The following is an 18,691-nucleotide window of genomic DNA, read 5'->3' on the forward strand; positions in this document are numbered from 1 at the left end:
ACCGAACCGACGGGTGGAGGTCCCCGCCATGTCCCAGCTCGCGCCCACCGCCGACACCTCCGCCCCACCCCGCGGCACCCGCCCCGGGGCCGCACTCGCCGTCACCGCCGCGGCCACCACGGTCGCGCTGATGAACTACACGGCCCCGATGCTCACCCTCCCCGACATGGCCGCGGCCTTCTCGACCCCGGCCTCCGCCCAGGCCTGGCTGCTCAACGGCACCCCGCTCGGCCTCGCCGTCCTCCTCCTGGTGGCCGGCAGCCTCGCCGACGCGCACGGGCGCCGCCGGGTCTTCCTCCTCGGCACCCTCGCCCTCGGCCTCACCACCGCCCTCGGCGCCTTCGCGGGCTCCACGGCCACGTTCACCGCGGCCCGGATCGCGCAGGGCGCGGCGAGCGCGGCGGTCCTCGCCGGCAGCCTGGGCCTGCTCGCCCACGCGTACCCGGCGGGCCGGGACCGGATCAGGGCGACGGGGATCTGGGGCGCGTCCGTCAGCGCCGGCATCGCGCTGGGCCCGCTGCTCGCGGGCGCGCTGAGCCTGGTGGACTGGCGGCTCGCGTACGAGGTGCTGGGCGCGGCGGCGGTGGTGATCGCGGCGGTGGGAGCGCGGCTGCTGAGGGCCGACGAAGCGGCACCGGACGGGTCCGGCTCCCTCCCGGAGAAGCTGGACAGGTCCCACTCCCTCCCGGGGAACGCGGCACCGGAGAGGTCGGGGTCCGGGCCGGGCTCCCGCCGACCGCGTCCGGACATCGCGGGCGCGACAGCCCTCGGCCTGGCCCTGGCGGCCCTGCTCACCGCGCTCACCCTCGGCCGGGACGGCTGGCTGCGCCCGCAGGTGGGCCTCCTTCTGCTCGCCTCCCTCGCCCTGACGGCCCTGTTCGTGGTGGTCGAGCACCGGAGCCGTACGCCCATGGTGGATCTGGCGCTGCTGCGGCGACCGGCGTTCCTGGCGTCGACGCTGGGGGCGCTGTTCACGGGCCTGGCGGTGATCGGTCTGTTCAGCGTGGTGCCGGCGCTGCTCCAGGGTGGTGCGGGGATGTCACCGCTCGGGGCGGCGTGGCTGTTCGTGCTCTGGTCGGGCACGGCGTTCGCGGTGGCCCTGCAGACGCGCCGGCTCGCGGGCCGGCTCTCCGCCCCGTACCAACTGGCCCTGGGCTTCGCCCTGTCGGCGGCGGGTGTCCTGGCCCTCCTCGGCGCCCTGGACGGCCCGGCCGGCTCCTGGCCCCGCCTGCTCCCCGGCCTCCTGGTGGCGGGAGCGGGCAGCGGCCTCCTGAACGCCGCGCTGCCGCGCCTCGCGGTCGACTCCGTACCGCCGGAGCGGGCGGCGATGGGCTCGGGCGCCAACAACACCGCCCGCTACATCGGTTCCTCGGCGGGCGTGGCGCTGATGCTGGCGCTGGCGACGGCGGGCCCGGACACGGCGGTCCTGGCGTCGGCGGCGCTGGCCCTGACGGGCGCGGGGATCACACTCGTTCTGGGACGACGACGGCCGCGTCGGTGAACTCCTCCAGGGCGAGGACGTCCTCGTCGTCGCGTTCGTCCCCGGCATCCGGAGCCCCGTACAGACTGACGACCACGCTCACGAGGAGATTGACGACGAGGGCGAGCAGCCCGGCGTTGACGCCCCAGAGGGGATCGTTCCCGGAGAAGACGAGGGCGCAGACGAGGGCGACCCCCACCGCGAGCCCGCACACCCCACCCACCACGGTCATCCGGCGCCACATGAGCCCGAGCAGCAGCAGGGGAAGAAGCTGCGCCATCCCCTCGTAGGAGATGAGGGAGAGGCGTACGAGCGTGTTGGGCGCGGTGTACGTCATGGCGAGCGCGAGCGCCCCGGCGACGACCACGACGGCCTGGGAGAGCCCCTTCTCGCGGGCCCGGAGCCGTGGCGCGAGACTCAGCACGCTCCTCCCCCACATGGTGCCGATGACCAGCATGAACACGGCCATCGGCACGATCGAGGAGAGCGCGGCGGCGACGCCGACGACCCCCACGGCCCAGGCGGGCAGCGCGTCCGTGATCAGCTTGAACAGCGCGAGGTTCGACTCGGCGCCGACGAGCCCGGGGACGACGAAGAGGGCGGCCATGCCGAGCAGCATGGGGATGAAGAGAAGGACGTTGTACGCGGGCAGCCAGACGGCGTTGCGCCGGAGGGTGTCGGCGTCGCGGGCTCCGAGGTAACCGGCGACGGTGGTCGGGAAGATGACGACGGTGAGGGAGTTGAGCACGGTGGTGGAGGCGAACCAGCCGACCCCGTACCCGCTCTGCTCGCCGCCGTGCCCGGGCAGCTTCAGCCACTCGCTCTTCTCGTCGACGAGCCGCCCGAAGAACTCCCCGAACCCACCGAAGTAGTGCAGGGGCACGTACACGAACAAGAACCCCAGCGTAAGGACGACAAGCGCGTCCTTGAGCACGGACACCCAGGCGCTCCCCCGCAACCCGCTCACCACCACGAACCCGGTGGTGACGGCGAAGGCGAGGAAGTAGGCGAGGTCGAGGCCGATGGTCCCGTACGAGATCGTGGACACGACCACGCCCATGCCGGTGATCTGGAGCTGGATGTACGGCAGGAGGAAGACGGTCGCGAGAACGGCGACGACCGCACCGAGCCAGGGCCGGCGGTACCGGTGGGCAGCCATGTCGCTGAGGGCGACGAGCCCGTGCTTGCGCGCGTACCCCCAGAGCATGGGCCCGACGACGTAACCCACGGCGTAGCCACAGGACATGTACGCGACGACGTAGAGCACGGGGGCGCCGTAGTTGTACCCCCACCCGGCGGCGCCGAGATAACTGAAGCTCGTGTACCCCTCACCGGCCATCAACACCCAGATGAAGACAGGCCCGAGCGAGCGCCCGCCGACGGACCAGGCGTCGAGCCCACCGGTCTGATGCCGGCGCACGGCGAGCAGCCCGAGGACGACGGTGAGCACCATGAAGACCGCGAAGACGGAAACGGCGACAGCGGCGGGGCTCATCGTCGGTCCCCCCTCCGGGCGAGGCCGACGGCGACGGGGGTCAGCAGGGTCGCCCCGAACAGCCAGAGAACGAACAACGGCACCCCGTTCACGAACGGCAGCGCGACGACGAACAGGAGGTACGGGAGAAGGAGCCACAACAACTGGGGCCGACGTCTGATCACCCGGTCGAGCCTAACTACGAGACCAGCTTCGCCCAGACGACGAGCCGGTAGGCGCTGCTGAACTCGGGGGTGCAGGTGGTGAGGGTGAGATAGGCGCCGGGGGCCTCGTACCCGTACGAGGGCTTGACGAGGGACCGGGGCACGGCCCGGATGACCCCGACGTCACGGGGAGCGGTCTGCCGCAGGACCTGGTCGACGCGGTAGACGTACGTACGCGCGCGCGTACGTACGGAGATCTCGTCCCCGGTCGCGAGCCGGTTGATGTACCGGAAGGGCTCGCCGTGGGTGTTGCGGTGCCCGGCGAGAGCGAAGTTCCCGGTACGGCCGGGGGCGGCGGTCCCGGGATAGTGCCCGACGTACCCCTTGTCGAGGACGGACCGCTTGGAGACGCCGTGGGCGACGGGAACGGTGAGACCGAGGCGGGGGATGCGAAGGACGGCGAAGGCGGCGGAGGAGGACGGGGACGTGTCGCGCGCGCCCGGGGCGGGATCGGCGGTGGGACGGGCCGGCTCTCCGGAGGATGCGGCGGGAGGGACGACGGGCTCAGCGGACGGTCTGCCGGCACGGGAGGGACCACCAGTACTACCGCTACTGCTGGGGGGAGAGATGTCCCACTCCCGCTCAAGGACAAGCACCTGCTCACGGGCCTCGGCGCGGGCCTGCTGGTTGGTCCACCAGAGCTGGTGGACGACAAGAAGAAGGACAACAACCCCGCAGGTGACGACGGCCTCGGCGCACACCCACAGCACGCGGGCACCCGTACGGCGCCGCCCTCGCGACTGGACGACGACCGGCACCCGCTGCCCCACCCTGGCCCGCACGCGGGGCACGATAAGCGCTGAGGCGCCAACTCTCCAGGCCCGTACAGCAGTACGGTGGAGAGCATGCGCCCCGACACGCCTGCCGCCCACACCACCGAAGCCGAGCGCCTGCTGCGCACGGCAGCGCAGTACCCGGGAGACCAGGAACCCCTGTACCTCCAGGCCGCGGCACACCTGGAACTGGCGGGCGACCGCCAGGCGGCAACGGCCCTCTACGACACCCTCCTCTCCGCCTCGCCGGCGAACCCGCTCCTGATCAGGGCGCTGAAGGCGGCGAACCTGTGGGAGTACGGCCACGAGGCCGAGGCCCGCGCGATCATCGAAGGCGTCCGGAGCGCACGGCCCTCGGACGCGGCGCCGTGGGAGATCGCGGCGGAGACGCTGGAGGCGCACGACGAACTGGAGGCGGCGGAGTCGACGCTGACGGAGGCGGCGGCCCTGCTGGCCACGTCACCGGAACTCCCCCACGCGACCCAGTCCCTCCTGATCACCCGCCACCGCATCCGCAGAATGCTGGCGCTGCCGCACGACGACGAGGACGTCCTGGCGGACCGCCTGCACACGGCAGACGTCCCCCTGGACGAACTCCACGACCCGAAGCGCCTGTGGTCACTGGGCTCGGAGGACCCGGCGGAACTCCAGGCGGAGATCACCCGCCTCCGGTCGGAACTCGGCACCTACCGCACGGCCCTCTCCCGCCCGTTCCCGGTGGCGGTCCTGCACTGGCCGGAACCGGAACTGGACGAGCTGCTCGCGGCGTACCCGGAACTGGAGGCGGAGTACCCCACGTACCGCGCCCACCTGACGGACATCGAGGCCTCCCTCCGAGAACTCGCCCAGGCGGGCACCCCGAACCTGGGCATCGTCCGCGCGACGGTCCCCTCTTACGAAGCCTTCGCAGCCTCGGAATCCACCCACCCGTCGAACGCGGACCTGCTGCCGCAGTACGCAACGACACTGGCGGCCCGGGGCAGGGCGACGGGGTGGCCGCCGGCGCGGTCGGCGGAGTGCTGGTGCGGGTCGGGTAGGACGTACGGGGAGTGCCACGGGGAAGACTGACCTCCGCCCCTTCGGGCTGCTCCTCGCGCCGTGTCAGCCGGTTGGAGTAACGTCACGGTTGTCACATTGCTGTCCGACTGGCCCCCTCATGCCCAGGTCAGTCCTGTGTGCGAGGAAGACGATTGCCCTACGAGTCCGGTCCTGACTGGCAGTTCGATGTGCCCACGAGCGGAAGCAAGCGTCTTCCGCCCTCCGCCCGATATGTGGAGTCACTGACCCACCAGGGCTACGGCTTCGAAGCAGCCATCGCAGACCTCATCGACAACTCGATCGACGCCGGCGCCCAGAACGTTGTGGTGAGCTTCCTGCGCGATGACGACCGGCTCGTGAGCCTGCTGATCGTCGACGACGGCCACGGCATGAACGACGAGACGCTCGACGTTGCCATGACCGTCGGCGGACAGCAGGAGTACTCCGCCCACGCATTGGGCCACTTCGGCGCCGGGCTCAAGGCGGCGTCGTTGTCGCATGCAGATGCGCTGACCGTCATCAGTCGCACCAAGCGAAGCCCATCGACAGGCCGACGGTGGCTCACCTCCCAGGCACAGCATGACTTCACGTGCGACATCGTCGAGGCCAGGTACTGCCAGGATCTCATCGATCGCTACGACGGGGTGATCGGCTGGCACGGCACCATCGTCCGGTGGGACGGGGTCCGCGCCTTCGGGACCATCACGGCGGGGCAGACAGATCGCTTCCTCAACGAAACGATTGAGCGCCTGGAGACGCACCTCGGGCTGTACCTCCACCGATTCCTCGACCGGGATGACTTTCACATCGACATCGTCGTCGAGGACGTACGGACCCGCGAAGAACTCGATCACCGGGGCGTCGAGGGAATCAACCCCTTCGGATACCGCATCCCGGGCCGTGCAGGTTTTCCGCGTACGTACAGGGCGCCGATCGAAGGCCTTGGCGAACTGGAGCTGGAGGCCCACATCTGGCCGCCCAAGGCTCCCCTCGTGGCTTTTCGTGGGATCGGTCCGCTCGCCGAGCGTCAAGGGTTCTACGTCTACCGGAATGACCGACTGGTACAGGCAGGCGGCTGGAACGGAACCCGCAGCGGCGAGGCGCACCACAATCTCGCCCGGATTGCCATCAACCTGCCGCCGCAGCAGAACCAGGTTTTCTCCCTGACGGTGAAGAAGGACGGAGTCAACGTCACCCCTGCCTTTGCCCGTGGTCTGGAACAGGCCAGGGACAGGGACGGGGGCACCTTCGTGCAATACCTGGGCGAAGCCGAGAAGGTCTACCGAGACGCCGCCCGCCGGTCGACCGAAGTCCAGCGCAAGGAGGTCATTCCGCCTGGCAAGGGAGTTGACCCGAAACTGAAGCGGACGCTGCGCGACGAGCTCCCCGCACTTGAAGGTGAGGATCCGATCACCTTCCGTTGGGAAGCGATGCCGACCGATGTCTTCTTCGACATCGACCGCGAAGATCATGTCGTACGCCTCAACAAGGAATACCGCCAAGCATTCAACTCCGGCCGCCGGGCCGGGTCGAATGATGCACCGGTCCTCAAAGGCATGCTGTATCTGATTCTGGAGAAGAACTTCCGCATGGGCCGCTCAAGTGCACAGCGAGATGACGAGATGGCTCTCTGGAACAGCGTTCTGCTCTCCGCTGCCCGCTGCGAGATGACGCGCGGAGAGGAATCCCAGTGAACGACCGCCTGCTGAATCTGCACATCGATGTCCTGGGGGCGATGAGCCGTGGCCCCAAGAGCTTTGCCAAGATCGCCTTCGCAGTGTCCGAAGCGGAAGAGCCCGCAGACGAAGACCTGCAGGGGTTCCGTGAGCTTCTCCTCGACAGACAGTCCGATCTGACAGCTCTCTGGAACCAGAAGCTGACGTCTTGGGACACAGCGGATACCGCTCCCTGGTCCAATGCCCCGGCACGCAGCGAACAACGACGAGCGGACACCTACGCACAGCTTGGCTTCGATGACGACGTGCGCAAGGCACTCGACGCCGCGGTGCCTCTCGTCACCGGTCCTCAGCCCGTCGTCATCAGCGGAGACTTCCAGCGGTGGTACTCCAAAGAGAAGGCAGCCGCACATACCTTCTATTGGTCGGCGTATGAGCGAGTACTCCGCAAGAAGGGGTGGAGCGAGACCGCCATCGCCAGTCTCGACCAGGCCTCGCACAGCGTCGTTGAGCGCTTGTCTGACCCCACCCGCACCGAGGCGTACAGCGCCCGCGGCTTGGTGGTCGGCTACGTTCAGTCGGGCAAGACAGCGAACTTCACGGGTGTCATCGCCAAGGCCATCGATGCCGGATACCGGCTCGTCATTGTCCTGGGCGGCACACTGAACCTGCTGCGCGGCCAGACTCAGCGCCGGCTGGACATGGAGCTGATCGGCAGGGAGAACATCCTCCGTGGCATCAGCCCTGACGACATCGATGCCTTGATCGGCATCGACTACCAGGACGACGAGGACTGGCCCCACAAGTTCGTCTCCCACGACGGTCGGCCGTCGGGACAGGGCGCTTTCAATATCGAGCGGCTCACCACGCGCGACGAGGACTACAAGGGGCTCGGCCAGGGGATCAGCACCCTGGACATCCCGAAGCTCGACCGGGCGCGGCCCTTGCACGACCCCGTGAATCTGCACCCCGCGGCAGCCCGCGTCATGATCGTGAAGAAGAACAAGGCTGTCCTCAGCAAGCTGGTCATGGACCTCAAGCGGGTGGGCGGCATCCTGCACGAGCTCCCCGTTCTGATCATCGACGACGAATCAGACCAGGCATCCGTGAACACCATCGATCCGGCCAAGCAGACAGAGGGCAAGGAGAGTCGCACCGCCATCAACGGCCTGATCTCGCAGCTTCTGCAACTGCTTCCCCGGGCACAGTACGTCGGCTACACGGCGACCCCGTTCGCCAATGTCTTCGTCGACCCGGATGACAGCCAGGACATCTTCCCCCGGGACTTCCTGATCTCCCTGCCCCGCCCGGTGGGCTACATGGGTGTCCAGGACTTCCACGACCTGGACGGGGCAGTCCCCGCTGTCGATCGCACAGTCGCCAACTCCCAAGAGGAGGCGCATGTCCGGGGCGTCTTCGACGGTCCGGACGACCGGCTGCTCGAATCCTTGGACGCGTTCATCCTCTCCGGCGCCGTCAAGCTCTACCGCGTCAGCCAGGGCATCCCCGAAACCAAGTACCGACACCACACCATGCTTGTCCACGACTCGGTCCGCATGGCAGATCACTCGGCTCTCGCCTCGCGGCTGAATTCGATGTGGCACGAGCACTACGGCAGCAGCTCGTCTCACGAGCGACTGGCGCGACTGTTCACCGAGGACTTCATGCCCGTCTCCGACGCGCACGCCCAAGGCGCACCGGTTCCAGGGTCGTACGACGTGCTCAAGCCCTACGTCAGCAGAGCACGTCAGCTCATGAGTGCGGGTGGTAACCCGGTCATCATCGTCAATGGCGACAAGGAGCGCGACTACGAGCAGGCGGCTCTCGACTTCGACCGAACCAAGAACGTCTGGAAGATCCTTGTCGGCGGCACGAAGCTCTCCCGCGGTTTCACCGTCGAAGGTCTGACCGTCACCTACTACCGCCGCAAGACGCAGCAGGCCGACACTCTGATGCAGATGGGCAGGTGGTTCGGCTTCCGTGACGGCTACCGGGATCTGGTGCGCCTCTACATCGGCCGCGAGGAGCCATACGGCAAGGGCAAGACCCTCGATCTCTACGAAGCCTTCGAAGCCATCTGTCAGGACGAAGAGGCGTTCCGCGCCCAGCTCGCACAGTACGCAACCATGATCGATGGCGAGCCGCAGCTGACGCCCGAGCGCGTGCTGCCTCTCGTCTCCCAGCACCTGGCGTTGATCAAGCCGTCGGCGCGGAACAAGATGTTCAATTCCGAGCTGGTCGAGATCCGGTCGCCGGGCAAGGCAATCGAGCCAGCCGCCTACCCGATGAGTGCTGAGCAGACCGCACGCAATACGGATCGCTGGCGTCCGTTGCTGCCCGTGTTCGATGCTCCAGCAGTCACACTGGCGCTGCCTCCCGACAGCAGTAGTCCACTCACGCGGACCTTCCAGGCGACGACCACTGTCGTCCCTCACGCGTCGCTGATCGGTGTACTGAGCCAGCTGGAGTGGGAGGGGCACAATCACTTTGCCCCCCACCTCAACTACCTTGCGCAACTGGACGGTTCACTCGCCACTGTCGACGACTGGCTCCTCGTCGCCCCGCAGACCACGCCCGCCCGGCGCGTTGAGGCAAGCATCCTGGGACACGGCCCCGCCGCTCTTGTCCGACGTAATCGCCAGCTGGGAAAGGTGTCGTTCGGACGTATCTCCGGTCTTGAGCACCGCCGATGGGCTCAGCGTCTCATCGAGGAGGCACAGCCTGGCGCACTGCTCCCCAGTCCTCATGCGCTAGGGAGTCGCACGGGCGTTGTGCTGCTCTACGCGGCGGTCGAGAAGGCGGAGGACGACGCAGGACTCCGCGCGGCCGCCCCGCACGGGATAGCCGACCCGTCCCGGGTGTTTCTCGCCTTCACCCTTATCCCGCCGACAACGGCGAACGACGCCTCCCTCCGGCTGCTCCGCTACCAGGCCAAACGGTCTGGAACACGCGAGTTGCCGTAACCGGACGGCGTGGCTTGGCATTCAACCGATCGGACAGGAGCTCTCCCTTGTTTCCCCTGGACATCACAGCTGCAGCCAATATCCATGCCGAGGACCTCCGCCGCGAGGACGCCGGCCTGGCCGCCGTGCACGGGAAGCTCCACGAGCTCGACCCCGGGGGGCTCCGCTTCGCCGCTGTCCTGCGCGACACGATCGACCAGTTACTCAACGGCGAGATCACCGGACGCTACGACTGGCAGACCCTCTTCAAGACGGAGAAGACACACGCAGGAACGCTCGTCGAGATCAATCTGCAGCGTGAGTTCGGGTTCGACGACGGTATCGACATGGATTACCAGATCTCGGACATCGACGTGGACTGCAAGTACTCCCAGCAGCTCGGTGGCTGGATGATCCCGCCAGAGGCGCTGGGTCATCTGTGCCTGCTCGTGTGGGCGGATGACTACACGAGCCAGTGGAGTGCCGGCCTGCTGCGCATAAGGAAAGAATGGCTGAACGCGGGAAACAACCGCGACAAGAAGCTCACAGTCAAGGCCGAGCACCGGAACAAGATTCTATGGCTGTGGCACAAGCAGGAGCTTCCGGAGAACACGCTCCTGCACATGGATCCCGTCCACCGTGCTGCAGTGTATGAAGCCGGTTCAGGACAGGCCCGCCTCAACGAGCTGTTCCGCCGATGCCAGCAGCGGCGGATTGGCCGCAACGTCGTCCGTACTGTCGCCCAGCAGAAGGACTACATGAAGCGCGTCAGGGGAAACGGGGGATCCAGGTCCTCACTCAAGGACGAGGGCATCATCATCCTGGGCGACTACCGGTCCCACCAGGAGATCGCCGACCAGCTCGGCGTTCCCATTCCCCGGGAGGGCGAGTTCGTCAGCGTCTGCGTCACACCAGCAGACGGGATCCACGCAGGACCCCGCACCGTCATTGACGGGTCACTGTGGACAGTCGCCACTGCGGGAGATGCCGTAGTTGCCGCCCCGACACTCCCCTCCCCCAGCTCTAAAGCAAAGCAGTAGTAGCCCCATGAAGAACTACGACGTCACCGCCGACTCCGCTCTGCAGGAGGTGCGGACCTGGATTCTCGACCAGCAGAACCGTGACAACAGGTTCAGGCAGGCGCTCCGCACCGCGATAGACGAAGTTCTCGACGGAAAGCGGACAGGCCGGTACTCGATTGCCGACCTCAGGAAGACAGAGAAGACATACATCGGAACCAAGGTCGAAATCGTACTGCAGGACACCTTCAACATTCCGTCAGGCCCCCAGAAGGGGATGGACTATCTGATTAGCGGTCACCAGGTTGACTGCAAGTTCACGAGCCTGGCGACTTGGGAAATCCCCACAGAAGCGATCGACCAGATCTGCCTGCTCACCCGGGTGGACGAAAAGAAGGAAACCTTCGGCGTGGGGCTGCTGCGGGCGAGGTCAGAATTCCTGACCGGAGCACCCAACAAGGACGGGAAGCGCAAGGTCTCAGCACTGGGGAAGACGAAGATCACGTGGATCGCAGACGGGGCTGCCTTCCCGAGGACGCTGCTCCTCTCCTTGCCCGAGGCGCAGGTCCACCACATCTTCACGTCCGGACTGTCCGGCCAGGAGCGGCTGAACCGGTTCCTCCGTCTTGTCCAGAACCGGCTCATCGACAGCGAGACCATCGATACCGTAACGCAGCAGCGTGACGGCAACGCACGACTGCGCAAGGGAGAAGGGCGCTCAAGGACGGAGCTCCGAGGCGACGGAATCCTGATCGCCGGACACTGGAAGAAACACCAGGCGGTCATGGAACAACTTGGTGTTCCCCTTCCGAGAATGCCGCGCAGTGGCGAATTCGTCAGCTTCAGGGTCGTGGAAGCCGCCGGGCATCATGGGGACCGGCCCAGGGCTACGCTGGACAACAAGGAGTGGGTCCTTGCCGACGACACGGACCTCCCCCAGGTCGGCCCGCTTCTCCCTGCACTCAAGTGAAGCGCTATGACCGATGACTGGACACCGCCTGCCGGATCGTGGGCCTCTTCAGCTGCCCGCCGCCGGAACATGCAGGCGATTCGCAGCCGGGACACCAAGCCGGAGCAGCAGGTCCGGCGGCTCCTTCACGCCCAGGGACTGCGGTATCGCGTCGCCGCTAAGCCGCTGCCCGGCCTCCGCCGGACCGCTGACATCATTTTCAGACCCGTGAAGGTCGCCGTCTTCATCGATGGCTGTTACTGGCACGGCTGCCCCGAGCATTACGTGGCGCCCAGGACGAACCCTGGCTACTGGTCCGACAAGGTCGCACGGAACATTGCACGTGACAGCGACACCAATCAGCAGCTGAAAGAAGCCGGCTGGACTGTCCTTCGGTTCTGGGAACACGAGTCCCCGGAGGAAAGCGCGATGCGCATCGCAGCCGAGGTGGCAAAGCACCGTGCCCTTGCACGAAGCAAGGGCACGGTGGACTCCAGTGAGGCCGACTGATCAGGACTTCGCGTCCCGCTCGCGGGCGGCCCTCAGAACATCCATGATCGACCGCCCCACAGCCTCGGCAACCGGCGGCGGGAAGGCGTTGCCCACCTGCCGGTACTGGGCCGTCTTACCGCCGTCGAAGATCCAGTCTCCCGGGAAGCCCTGGATGATCGCCGCCTGTTCCACAGTCAACATCGGCCCGTCGACACCGAAGAGGTCGCGGTCCTCGGACCCCTTCTTCTTGCAGGTCTCGACGTCGTTGGCCACACCGAGGCCGGAGACACCCAGTTGCTTCCAGGCCGCCTTGGCCCGGCTGGGGCCGAGGTCGGCCCCGCCGTGCTTCTTCGACCCGCCCACAAGCGTGGGGGCGATGCCCGCACCGTCCTTGGCCTCCAGCTCCTCGTGACGCTCCGTTGCCCTCGCCTGCCATCGCGCATAGGCAGTGCGAGCCTCCTGATCACGCGGGCCGTCGTAGTACGCCTCGTACCGCGCCTTCATCGACTCCCCAAGCGCCTCGACAACGCTCACCGGGTGCTCGTGCGTCGATGTCGGCCACTCGTACTTGACGTCCTTGAGAACGTCCTTGCGGATGGCCACGAGAATCGCGCGGGGCCGAAGCTGCGGTACCCCGAAGTCACTGGCCTCCAGAATCCCCCAGTGACACACCTCATACCCGAGTCCGTCATCGGTCACGAGAGAGCCGTCGTCGGCACGGTAGGTGCCGCTCTGCAGCTTGGCCTTGATGTAGTCCCGGTAGTCCGAGAACTTCGGGTCCAGAATCCCTCGGACGTTCTCGATCATCACGGCGCGCGGCCTCAGCTGCTCAACGAGGTGGAGCATGCGCGGAAACAGGTCCCGCTCGTCATCCTTCCCCAGCTGCTTTCCCGCGTGAGAGAAGGGCGGGCATGGTACGCCGCCAGCGAGAAGGTCCAGCTCCTCAGGCTCAAGCAGCTTCCCGTCCCTCTTCACGTCCTCAAGCGGCTCGAATGTGGTGGCATCCGCATGGCTGAGGTCGCAGTGCCGCTCCTCCCAGACCCAGTCCGGCCGCGCCTCGATGTTCCGTCGCAGCGTTTCCCTTGCATGCTTGTCGATCTCCACAAGCGCGAGGTGCCTGAACCCGGCAGCGTGCAGCCCAATGGCCTGCCCACCGGCTCCAGCACAGATCTCGATTGAAGTGAACTCCGCCTCAGTGCCGGTCATGCACCCTCCTTCGACCACGTAACTCGCCGACGCCTTGCCCGCCAGACATCACAGAGAGTGACAGACACCACTGACAACGCCCTCCAACCGACAAACGCCTTCCAAGTGTGCGTCATCCCGTAGCCTCCTCCGGCACTCCACACACACGGGGAACACTTGTACGATCAGCCGCATGGCGCAAATCTCGTGGGTGAGGGACGAGCTGCTGCTTGCATGCGCGCTCGTCGTGGAGAACGGCTGGCGTGAGCTGCGGCAGAACGACATGCGCGTCCTGGGTCTCTCCGACCTGCTCCGCGCACTCCCCCTGCACGAGAACACCACGGCCGACCCCCGGTTCCGGTCGCCGAACAGTGTCAGCCGCAAGACCACTGACATCGCCACCGCTCACCCCAACCACACGGGAAGTGCGACCAAGGGCGGGCGCCCCACGCAGAAGATCGTCGCAGACTTCCTGGCCAATCCGCAGGAGATGCTGGCTGCCGCTCACGCCCTGCGCGCAGGGATCGCCAGTGGCGAGCTGTACAACGCCCCCGTCCACCCCGACGAAGTGGACGAGGACGGGCAGACGAGCGCACGCGAAGGACGTCTGCTGGTTCGCCTGGCCCTCCACCGCGAGCGCGACCGCGGCCTCCGCAACCGCAGGATTCAACAGGTCCGGAGGCTGAACAAGCCCATTCAGTGCGACGCGTGCACGTTCGACTTCGGCGCCACCTACGGACCGCTCGGCGCCGACTACATTGAGGTCCACCACGTCACCCCCCTTCACGTCGCCGGCCCCAGCGAGACTCGGCTGGAGGACCTCGCACTTTTGTGCGCGAACTGCCATCGCATGTGCCACAGGAACTACGCGGGGGAAGCCTGGCGCACGCCCGACGACCTTCGCGAGAAAATGCGCGCGGTCGCCCGTCACGCAGCTTCGCCGGCCTCGTAGAGCTGCTGCGCGCGGCAGAGCGCCTCGTCGGGGTCACTGCCCTGGAGCGCGAGCCACACGAGGAGGTCGGCAATCAGCGTGACGGCAGCTTCCTGGTTCACCCTGGAGCGCGAGGCCTGAAGCGGCACCCTCACCCCGAGAAGCTCCCGATAGCTGCCGAGAACCGAGCACGCACGCTGAGCCCGCACGCACGAGGCGTCAGCAACCACCGACACCTCACACCAGACGGCCTTGCCCGTCCCTGTAAGCAACGTGCCCCAGTCGACCGACATCGACGCCACGAGATGCAGCCCTCGGCCACACTCCTGCTCGCCATCGACCACGCCATCCTGCTTCGGCACCACCGGGCTCTTGTCGTGCAGCTCAACCCTGAGGCGACTCCCCCGCGGTTCGAGTACGAGGGTCGCCGATGCGCCTTCGCCCACGTGCTTCATGACGTTCGTCGCGAGCTCCGTCACCACCAGCTCGACCTCATCCACTGCACTCAGAACACCCCACTGCCCCAGTGTCGAGCGGACGGCCCTGCGCAACAGCCTGAATTCACCAGGCGCCGCTTCGAACGGCAGGACGCAGCGAAGCGTCCCTCCACTGTCTCCCCTAAAAGCCACAGCGAGACTCCCCTTCTCTCCGGCCACTCCAGCAGCACACTCACCGCATCCATGCGGAGACGCTGCGTGACCCGGATGAAGCGAGTATGGCAGCGAGAATTCCCGCTATGTAACTTCTCGCGGGACTCGATCGGGTGAATCACGCGATACCAACACCCCGGCCGCATAGCCTGATTGGGCCCAGAGGACGGGCAATGAACAGCTACGAAGGGCAGCCGCCTTGCCATCGAGGACGACGACCCGCCGTCGCCAGCTCGGCTCGACCATGCGCAAGCTGCGAGCACGTTCGGGCATGACCTTGGAGGAAGCCGGCCGCCGTGTCGGCGTATCCAAGGCGACGGTGAGCCGGTACGAAACCCAGTCCGGCCCCGTGAAATGGCCCATCGTGGATGCCCTGTGCCGCGAGTACGCCGCGAGCGACGCCGAGCGGACGGCGGTGGTCGCTCTGGCCAAGGACGCCAAGCAACAAGGCTGGTGGAGCACCTTCGCCGATTCCATCCCAGAGAGCATGAACCTGCTGCTCACCCTGGAAGACGAGGCCGTCCGCGAAGATCACTTCTGCTGCGTCTACATCCCTGGCCTGCTCCAGACCCGGGACTACAGCACCGCCTTGCAGCAGGCGAACGAACTGCGCCTGGATCAAGGGGAAGTCGATCGACTGGTCGACATCCGCATGAAGCGACAGGAGATCCTGAGGCGACCCAAACCACCCCACCTCTGGGCCATCCTTGACGAGTCTGTCCTGCGTCGGGTCGTCGGCTCCCCAGGAGTGATGCGGGCACAGCTCGACCGTTTGCTCGAAGCGAACGAAGCCACCCAGATCACACTGCAAGTGCTGCCCTTCTCCAAGGGTGCGCATGCTGCGGCGCTGGGAAGCTTCGTCATCCTTGGAGCAGCTGAGCCGGCCCTCGACGTCGTCTACGTGGACCTGCACACCGGCTCGCTCTTCATGGAGACAGACGACGAACTGGATCGATACAGACTTGCGTTCGAGTACCTGCGGGCACAAGCGTTGGACATGGAAGCTTCGTCATCCCTGATCCATCGCATCCGCAAGGAGCTCTAGGTGCCCTCTCCGCAGCCTTCAGAATCGACTCGGTATTGGTTCAAGTCGTCCTACAGCGGCGGCAACACAACCGAGTGTGTGGAGTGCGCCTACGCGGCCACAGGCGCGTTCGTGCGGGACTCTAAGCGTCCGGAGGGGCCCATGCTCACCCTGAAAGCAACGGCCTGGCAAGATTTTGTTGACAGTGTCTCCGTCGGCCAGCTCACACCTCCTTCCCCAGGGCTCTGAGATGCTGGGCCGCGGACTAACGGCGGACTTGGCCAAGCAGGTCGCACAAGCCGAGCTCGTTGAAGCGCTCCCTAAGCGGTGGGCACACAGCTGGGGAGTCGCATCCCGGGCGGCCGACGTCGGGCGGATCTTGGGCAAGGATGCCGATCTGCTGGTCGCCGCCGCAATACTGCATGACGTCGGCTACGCGCCCCGGCTAGCCGTGACGGGCTTCCATCCGCTCGACGGGGCGCGGTTCCTTCGCGACGAGCACGCGGCCGATGAGCGGCTGATGCGGCTGGTTGCGAACCACTCGTTTGCGCTTTTGGAGGCTGAGGAGCGCGGGCTCCGGGAGGAGCTGGCGGCGGAGTTCCCCCTGCTTGATGAGCCGCTGCTGGTGGACTCGTTGGTCTACTGCGACATGACGACCACTACCGACGGCGGTCAGACCACCGCCGAGGAGCGTGTCGCGGAGATCCTGAGCCGCTACGGAGACGACAGCGTCGTCGGACGGTTCATCCGTCGGGCTGCGCCGGAGATCTTCGCCGCCGTGGGGCGGGTGGAGGCGGCGTTGGCGGCTCAGCCGAGGTAGGGGTAGGTGCCGGCGAGGTAGTCGCCGATCTGCTGGCGCATGCTGGCGTGGATGTCGTACTGGTCAAGGTCGGCAGGCTGAACGAAGCGGACGCCGTCGGCTTCATCGTTGATCGTGGGCTCGCCGCCGACCGGGCGGCCGATGTAGGTGTTCTCGTACTGCTGCCGGATCTCACCATCGGTGTAGGCGACGATGTGGCGGGGGTTCGTGTAGACGCCCAGGAAACCCGTGATCTCGGCGACGATCCCCGTCTCCTCCAGGCATTCGCGCACCGCGCACTCGGCCGCCGTCTCACCGATGTCCTGGGCCCCGCCCGGCAGTGCCCACTGACCGGTGTCACGGCGACGCTGGAGCAGGATCGCGCCGCTGTCGTCGATGACCAGCAGGTTGCTGGCTGGGATGAGGGTGTTGGCCTTGGGGGCGTTGGGGTCGTTGTAGTACTCAGTCCTGCCCATGTGCGGCGGTCCCCTCGTGATCGGGCGTCCAGGGCCGTGCGCCGGCCCAGACGGCGTCGAAGCTCTGAGCGTAGTTGTCGAACCAACTGGTGGCATCCACTCGTCGGAGGTGGAACAGGGGGTTGGCGCTCGCCGGCTGGCCCCAGACATGTGGGTTGACCAGCAGATCGTCGTCATACCGGAAGAGGGAGTTGTAGAGCGTGGTGTCGTGCAGCCGTACCTCGCATCCGGCTTCGGGTAGCAGCGGGCGGTAGTAGGTGAGGGAGGCTCGGATCTTGGCGGCGAGGGTGTCGCCGATGCCCTCCTCGCGGCCTCGGGTGGCGGCTGCGTTGCCGCTCGGGTCTCCGAAGCACAGGCGTACACGCACCCCGGTGGCCGCGCGCTCGGCGAGCATCTTGGCGACGTGGGGGTTGGTCTGGGCGAAGAAAGTGCCGGAGAAGATCAGGACATCGATCTGCCTTTGGGCGCCCTGGAGGAGAGTGAGCCATGTGTCTCTGGGGACGCTGGCCCGGTTCTGGTAGGTGCCGATGATCTCGCCGCTGCCTAAGCCGGTGCCAGGCCGACCGCTGCGCGCCAGCGGTACGGGCCAGAGGAAGGTCTCCTCGACACGCAGGTGCTGGGCAACGCTGAAGCGGTGCCGCGGGTGGGGCACGCGTCCGCCGAGCCATCGACCGACGGTCTTGGGGTCCACTTCGCAGGCTTCGGCGAGCGATTCGGGAGATACGCCGCGCTGGGCGAGTACGGAGTGAAGTCGCTCGTTCACGGAAGCCATACAAGCCGAGTCGCGAGAGGGAGGGCAAGGACGTCGTGGGACGTTTCCGCGGCGCCGGGCGACATCGAGCCAGTGCTTACGCTGGCGGTATGCAGCTCAGCGTCCTGTGGGACATCGACCACACGCTCATCGACAACGCGGGGGTGAGCAAGGAGATTTACTCCGCTGCGTTCGCCGCGCTGGCCGGCTTCGCGCCGACCGAGCCCGCACGCACGGAGGGGCGCACAGACCGCCTGATCATGCGGGAGATGCTCGTGCGGCATCACGTTCCGGAGCCGGAATGGGGCCGGATCCGGGATGCCCTGGCCCATGCCGGGCGGGAGCGGTTCGCGGAGCTGCGGGCACGTGGAACGGCAATGCTGGGCGCCTGGGGCATCCTCAAGTGCGTTGCGGAGCGGGAGGGATGGGTGTCCTCGATCCTCACGGGCAACATCGCGGCGAACGCCGAGGTCAAGCTCGCCTCCTTCGGTCTCGACTCTCTGCTTGATCTCTCCGTCGGCGCCTACGGGGCTGACGGGGTCCAGCGTCCCGATCTTGTGGCGGTGGCACGAGAGCGAATCCGCCGCGTCTACGGAGCGGAACAGGATGTCCCCGTCGTGCTCGTGGGGGACACACCGCGGGACGTCGAAGCCGCGCTCTCCACCGGTTCTCACGTCGTCGCCGTCGCCTCAGGCATTCACAGCCAGGAGGAACTGGCCGCAGCCGGCGCGGTAGTCGTGCTGCCTGACCTTTCGGACACCACAGGGCTGATGAGCCACTTTGAATGCATCGCCGCGAGCTGAAAACG

19 protein-coding genes are annotated in these 18,691 nt (G+C 66.8%); 12 read left to right on the forward strand and 7 right to left on the reverse strand.

Annotation, left to right across the window (positions count from 1 at the left end; all coding sequences use genetic code 11):
* Nucleotides 1-28: 28 nt before the first annotated feature.
* Nucleotides 29-1,501: an MFS transporter gene (locus OG462_RS17380; RefSeq protein WP_406058566.1), complete on the forward strand. Its 1,473-nt coding sequence runs from the start codon at nucleotides 29-31 to the stop codon at nucleotides 1,499-1,501.
* Here OG462_RS17380 and OG462_RS17385 read toward each other — a convergent pair.
* Genes OG462_RS17385 through OG462_RS17395 form a run of 3 tightly spaced genes read right to left on the reverse strand, consistent with a single transcriptional unit; the run spans nucleotide 1,464 to nucleotide 3,960 of the window.
* Nucleotides 1,464-2,975 (reverse strand): sodium:solute symporter, encoded by a 1,512-nt coding sequence (locus tag OG462_RS17385; protein WP_406058568.1) that lies wholly within the window; start codon nucleotides 2,973-2,975, stop codon nucleotides 1,464-1,466. The two genes, OG462_RS17380 and OG462_RS17385, sit on opposite strands and share 38 nt — an antisense overlap.
* The gene (locus OG462_RS17390) at nucleotides 2,972-3,139 is read right to left on the reverse strand and encodes a hypothetical protein (protein WP_406058570.1); all 168 of its coding nucleotides are present in this window, start codon (nucleotides 3,137-3,139) and stop codon (nucleotides 2,972-2,974) included. The genes OG462_RS17385 and OG462_RS17390 overlap by 4 nt, the downstream gene beginning before the upstream one ends.
* Nucleotides 3,140-3,153: 14 nt before the next feature.
* A complete protein-coding gene (locus OG462_RS17395) occupies nucleotides 3,154-3,960 on the reverse strand; it encodes a class E sortase (RefSeq protein WP_406058572.1) in 807 nt (268 codons plus the stop codon).
* A gap of 63 nt (nucleotides 3,961-4,023) precedes the next feature.
* On the opposite strand from OG462_RS17395, the gene OG462_RS17400 reads away from it, so the two are divergent.
* The 6 genes from OG462_RS17400 (at nucleotide 4,024) to OG462_RS17425 (ending at nucleotide 12,085) form a co-directional block, all read left to right on the forward strand.
* Complete coding sequence (locus OG462_RS17400) at nucleotides 4,024-5,019, forward strand: SEC-C metal-binding domain-containing protein (protein ID WP_406058574.1); 996 nt, start codon at nucleotides 4,024-4,026, stop codon at nucleotides 5,017-5,019.
* A gap of 122 nt (nucleotides 5,020-5,141) precedes the next feature.
* Nucleotides 5,142-6,683, forward strand: a complete 1,542-nt coding sequence (locus OG462_RS17405) for an ATP-binding protein (protein ID WP_406058576.1) — start codon at nucleotides 5,142-5,144, stop codon at nucleotides 6,681-6,683.
* A complete protein-coding gene (locus OG462_RS17410) occupies nucleotides 6,680-9,628 on the forward strand; it encodes a Z1 domain-containing protein (RefSeq protein ID WP_406058577.1) in 2,949 nt (982 codons plus the stop codon). Before OG462_RS17405 ends, OG462_RS17410 begins: the two co-directional genes overlap by 4 nt.
* A gap of 47 nt (nucleotides 9,629-9,675) precedes the next feature.
* On the forward strand, nucleotides 9,676-10,647 hold the full coding sequence (locus OG462_RS17415; protein WP_406058579.1) for a NaeI family type II restriction endonuclease: 972 nt from the start codon (nucleotides 9,676-9,678) through the stop codon (nucleotides 10,645-10,647).
* A 7-nt stretch (nucleotides 10,648-10,654) separates the two neighbouring features.
* Complete coding sequence (locus OG462_RS17420) at nucleotides 10,655-11,596, forward strand: NaeI family type II restriction endonuclease (RefSeq protein ID WP_406058581.1); 942 nt, start codon at nucleotides 10,655-10,657, stop codon at nucleotides 11,594-11,596.
* Nucleotides 11,597-11,602: 6 nt separating this feature from the next.
* Complete coding sequence (locus tag OG462_RS17425; RefSeq protein ID WP_406058583.1) at nucleotides 11,603-12,085, forward strand: very short patch repair endonuclease; 483 nt, start codon at nucleotides 11,603-11,605, stop codon at nucleotides 12,083-12,085.
* On the opposite strand, the gene OG462_RS17430 is transcribed toward OG462_RS17425, so the two are convergent.
* Nucleotides 12,086-13,273: a DNA cytosine methyltransferase gene (locus OG462_RS17430; RefSeq protein ID WP_406058585.1), complete on the reverse strand. Its 1,188-nt coding sequence runs from the start codon at nucleotides 13,271-13,273 to the stop codon at nucleotides 12,086-12,088.
* 172 nt (nucleotides 13,274-13,445) lie between these two features.
* Here OG462_RS17430 and OG462_RS17435 point away from each other — a divergent pair, with 172 nt between their 5' ends.
* Nucleotides 13,446-14,204, forward strand: a complete 759-nt coding sequence (locus OG462_RS17435) for an HNH endonuclease (protein ID WP_406058587.1) — start codon at nucleotides 13,446-13,448, stop codon at nucleotides 14,202-14,204.
* Here OG462_RS17435 and OG462_RS17440 read toward each other — a convergent pair.
* On the reverse strand, nucleotides 14,180-14,839 hold the full coding sequence (locus tag OG462_RS17440) for an ATP-binding protein (protein WP_406058590.1): 660 nt from the start codon (nucleotides 14,837-14,839) through the stop codon (nucleotides 14,180-14,182). The two genes, OG462_RS17435 and OG462_RS17440, sit on opposite strands and share 25 nt — an antisense overlap.
* A gap of 193 nt (nucleotides 14,840-15,032) precedes the next feature.
* Between OG462_RS17440 and OG462_RS17445 the strand changes: the two genes are divergently transcribed.
* Genes OG462_RS17445 through OG462_RS17455 form a run of 3 tightly spaced genes read left to right on the forward strand, consistent with a single transcriptional unit; the run spans nucleotide 15,033 to nucleotide 16,677 of the window.
* Nucleotides 15,033-15,878, forward strand: a complete 846-nt coding sequence (locus tag OG462_RS17445; RefSeq protein WP_406058592.1) for a helix-turn-helix domain-containing protein — start codon at nucleotides 15,033-15,035, stop codon at nucleotides 15,876-15,878.
* The gene (locus tag OG462_RS17450) at nucleotides 15,879-16,106 is read left to right on the forward strand and encodes a DUF397 domain-containing protein (RefSeq protein WP_406058594.1); all 228 of its coding nucleotides are present in this window, start codon (nucleotides 15,879-15,881) and stop codon (nucleotides 16,104-16,106) included.
* Nucleotide 16,107: 1 nt separating this feature from the next.
* Nucleotides 16,108-16,677, forward strand: a complete 570-nt coding sequence (locus tag OG462_RS17455; protein ID WP_406058595.1) for an HD domain-containing protein — start codon at nucleotides 16,108-16,110, stop codon at nucleotides 16,675-16,677.
* On the opposite strand, the gene OG462_RS17460 is transcribed toward OG462_RS17455, so the two are convergent.
* Both OG462_RS17460 and OG462_RS17465 read right to left on the reverse strand, forming a co-directional pair.
* Nucleotides 16,665-17,132, reverse strand: a complete 468-nt coding sequence (locus OG462_RS17460; RefSeq protein ID WP_406058597.1) for an NUDIX hydrolase — start codon at nucleotides 17,130-17,132, stop codon at nucleotides 16,665-16,667. The genes OG462_RS17455 and OG462_RS17460 overlap by 13 nt on opposite strands.
* Nucleotides 17,119-17,895 (reverse strand): XRE family transcriptional regulator, encoded by a 777-nt coding sequence (locus OG462_RS17465; RefSeq protein WP_406058599.1) that lies wholly within the window; start codon nucleotides 17,893-17,895, stop codon nucleotides 17,119-17,121. Before OG462_RS17465 ends, OG462_RS17460 begins: the two co-directional genes overlap by 14 nt.
* Nucleotides 17,896-17,993: 98 nt before the next feature.
* Here OG462_RS17465 and OG462_RS17470 point away from each other — a divergent pair, with 98 nt between their 5' ends.
* Nucleotides 17,994-18,686 carry an HAD family hydrolase gene (locus tag OG462_RS17470; RefSeq protein ID WP_406058601.1) on the forward strand — a complete coding sequence of 231 codons (693 nt, stop codon included), beginning with the start codon at nucleotides 17,994-17,996 and terminating at the stop codon, nucleotides 18,684-18,686.
* The last annotated feature ends 5 nt before the right edge of the window (nucleotides 18,687-18,691 follow it).

Origin of the sequence: Streptomyces sp. NBC_01077, assembly GCF_045162855.1 — a bacterium.
GTDB lineage: Bacteria > Actinomycetota > Actinomycetes > Streptomycetales > Streptomycetaceae > Streptomyces.

Excerpts from the sequence above, each read along its gene's own strand:
- OG462_RS17385 (WP_406058568.1), bottom strand. The coding sequence starts at position 2,975 with ATGAGCCCCGCCGCTGTCGCCGTTTCCGTCTTCGCGGTCTTCATGGTG.
- OG462_RS17425 (WP_406058583.1), top strand. The coding sequence starts at position 11,603 with ATGACCGATGACTGGACACCGCCTGCCGGATCGTGGGCCTCTTCAGCT.
- OG462_RS17435 (WP_406058587.1), top strand. The coding sequence starts at position 13,446 with ATGGCGCAAATCTCGTGGGTGAGGGACGAGCTGCTGCTTGCATGCGCG.
- OG462_RS17460 (WP_406058597.1), bottom strand. The coding sequence starts at position 17,132 with ATGGGCAGGACTGAGTACTACAACGACCCCAACGCCCCCAAGGCCAAC.
- OG462_RS17430 (WP_406058585.1), bottom strand. The coding sequence starts at position 13,273 with ATGACCGGCACTGAGGCGGAGTTCACTTCAATCGAGATCTGTGCTGGA.
- OG462_RS17400 (WP_406058574.1), top strand. The coding sequence starts at position 4,024 with ATGCGCCCCGACACGCCTGCCGCCCACACCACCGAAGCCGAGCGCCTG.
- OG462_RS17455 (WP_406058595.1), top strand. The coding sequence starts at position 16,108 with ATGCTGGGCCGCGGACTAACGGCGGACTTGGCCAAGCAGGTCGCACAA.
- OG462_RS17420 (WP_406058581.1), top strand. The coding sequence starts at position 10,655 with ATGAAGAACTACGACGTCACCGCCGACTCCGCTCTGCAGGAGGTGCGG.
- OG462_RS17380 (WP_406058566.1), top strand. The coding sequence starts at position 29 with ATGTCCCAGCTCGCGCCCACCGCCGACACCTCCGCCCCACCCCGCGGC.
- OG462_RS17470 (WP_406058601.1), top strand. The coding sequence starts at position 17,994 with ATGCAGCTCAGCGTCCTGTGGGACATCGACCACACGCTCATCGACAAC.